General features: G+C 55.1%; 1 tRNA gene and 2 rRNA genes (1 of these 3 cut by a window edge). All 3 read right to left on the bottom strand.

Features of this window, described 5'->3' with window-relative positions:
* Positions 1-4: 4 nt before the first annotated feature.
* Positions 5-81, bottom strand: a tRNA-Met gene (locus tag HNO88_RS21455).
* A gap of 201 nt (positions 82-282) precedes the next feature.
* Positions 283-397: ribosomal RNA gene (gene rrf / locus HNO88_RS21460) — 5S ribosomal RNA — on the bottom strand.
* A 138-nt stretch (positions 398-535) separates the two neighbouring features.
* A 23S ribosomal RNA gene (locus HNO88_RS21465) occupies positions 536-2500 on the bottom strand; it runs 829 nt beyond the window's last position.

Below are 2500 nucleotides of genomic sequence, written 5' to 3' on the forward strand. Positions count from 1 at the left end.
GTGTTGGTTGCGGGGGTAGGATTTGAACCTACGACCTTCAGGTTATGAGCCTGACGAGCTACCGGGCTGCTCCACCCCGCGTCACCATGAGGGCCTTGGTTGAGGCCCTGCAGCAGTTGTGTGTCCGTTGCGCCTGGGTGGCGCGGACGGCGGGCTGCTGGCTCCCGCCTGTAAGTGCATACGTCACAAACGCGAAGAGGGCCTGTGAGGGCCCTCTTGGTTTGGGCGTATTGCCCTGACTTGTGAATGGGTTTTTTTCATACGATGCGCGCCGGCTTCAATGCCTGGCGACGTCCTACTCTTCCAACGCTTGAGCGTTAGTACCATTGGCGCTGTCAGGTTTCACGGCCGAGTTCGAGATGGGATCGGGTGGGTCACTGACGCTATGGTCACCAAGCAATGGAGCTGGCGCGTTTCGTATGGGTTTTAATCGATGATCCGTGCACTTGCGTGTGAGATGATTGTATCGGGCTGGCTTGTCGTCCGTGCCAATCGTTGAGAGCCTTTGCAGGTCTGTCATTGATGGTGGGATTCTAGCAAGCATGAACAGAGTGATTAGGACCGGTTAGCTTCATGCGTTACCGCACTTCTACACCCGGCCTATCAACGTGATGGTCTATCACGACTCGATGATACCTAATCTCGAGGGAGGCTTCCCGCTTAGATGCTTTCAGCGGTTATCCCGTCCATGCATAGCTACCCTGCTGCGCGGCTGGCGCCACGACAGGTACACCAGAGGCATGTTCATCCCGGTCCTCTCGTACTAGGGACAACTCCTCTCAAGTATCGACGCCCACGGCAGATAGGGACCAAACTGTCTCGCGACGTTCTGAACCCAGCTCACGTACCACTTTAATTGGCGAACAGCCAAACCCTTGGGACCTGCTCCAGCCCCAGGATGTGATGAGCCGACATCGAGGTGCCAAACGATTCCGTCGATATGAGCTCTTGGGAATCATCAGCCTGTTATCCCCGGCGTACCTTTTATCCGTTGAGCGATGGCCCTTCCACGAGGGACCACCGGATCACTATGACCGACTTTCGTCTCTGCTCGACTCGTCAGTCTCGCAGTCAGGCAGGCTTATGCCATTGCACTCTTGCAGACGGTTTCCAACCGTCCTGAGCCTACCATCGCGCGCCTCCGTTACTCTTTAGGAGGCGACCGCCCCAGTCAAACTACCCGCCACAGAGGGTCCCTGTACCGGCTAACGGTACGAGGTTAGACATCAGAAACAAACAGGGTGGTATTTCACCTATGGCTCCACGTCAGCTGGCGCCGACGCTTCAAAGCCTCCCACCTATGCTACACAATTTCTTCCTAATGCCACTCTGAAGCTGCAGTAAAGGTGCACGGGGTCTTTCCGTCTAACCGCGGGTACTCCGCATCTTCACGGAGAATTCAATTTCGCTGAGCATATCCTGGAGACAGTGGGGAAGTCGTTACGCCATTCGTGCAGGTCGGAACTTACCCGACAAGGAATTTCGCTACCTTAGGACCGTTATAGTTACGGCCGCCGTTTACTCGGGCTTCAATTCGGAGCTTGCACTCCTCCTCTTAACCTTCGAGCACCGGGCAGGCGTCAGACCCTATACGTCGTCTTGAAGCCGACTTAGCAGAGTCCTGTGTTTTTGCTAAACAGTCGCTACCCCCTGGCCTGTGCCCCCCACGAGTGCTTGCGCATACGTGGGGCCTCCTTCTTCCGAAGGTACGGAGGCAATTTGCCGAGTTCCTTCAGGATACTTCTCTCAAACGCCTTGGTATACTCTACCTGACCACCTGTGTCGGTTTCGGGTACGGTCTATACGGTGGGGCTATTTCCTGGAACCGCTTCAAAGCCTGACCAATCCAATAAGGTCAGACAATACACGCGATCCGTCACACACCACCAGGCCCACGAATATTAACGTGGTTCCCATCGACTACCCCCTTCGGGCTCGTCTTAGGGGCCGGCTCACCCTGCTCAGATTAGCTTTAAGCAGGAACCCTTGGTCTTTCGGCGAGAGGGTGTCTCACCCTCTTTATCGCTACTCATGTCAGCATTCGCACTTCCGATACGTCCACCCTCGGTTACCCTTGAGCTTCACTCGCTTACGGAACGCTCCGCTACCGCGTGATCGTAAACGATCACACCCTAAGCTTCGGTGCATCACTTGAGCCCCGTTACATTTTCGCCGCAGGAACCCTTATTTAGACCAGTGAGCTGTTACGCTTTCTTTAAAGGATGGCTGCTTCTAAGCCAACCTCCTGGTTGTTTTGGGACTCCCACATGCTTTCCCACTTAGTGATGACTTGGGGACCTTAGCTGTAGGTTAGGGCTGTTTCCCTTTTGACGACGGACCTTAGCACCCGCCGTCTGTCTGCCGGACTAGACTCGTTGGTATTCGGAGTTTGGTTAGGTTTGGTAGATCTCGCGACCCCCTAGCCCATCCAGTGCTCTACCCCCAACGGCAATCATCCGACGCTCTACCTCAATAGATTTCGCGGAGAACCAGCTATTTC

Origin of the sequence: Novosphingobium chloroacetimidivorans, from assembly GCF_014204535.1 — a bacterium.
Taxonomy (GTDB): domain Bacteria; phylum Pseudomonadota; class Alphaproteobacteria; order Sphingomonadales; family Sphingomonadaceae; genus Novosphingobium; species Novosphingobium chloroacetimidivorans.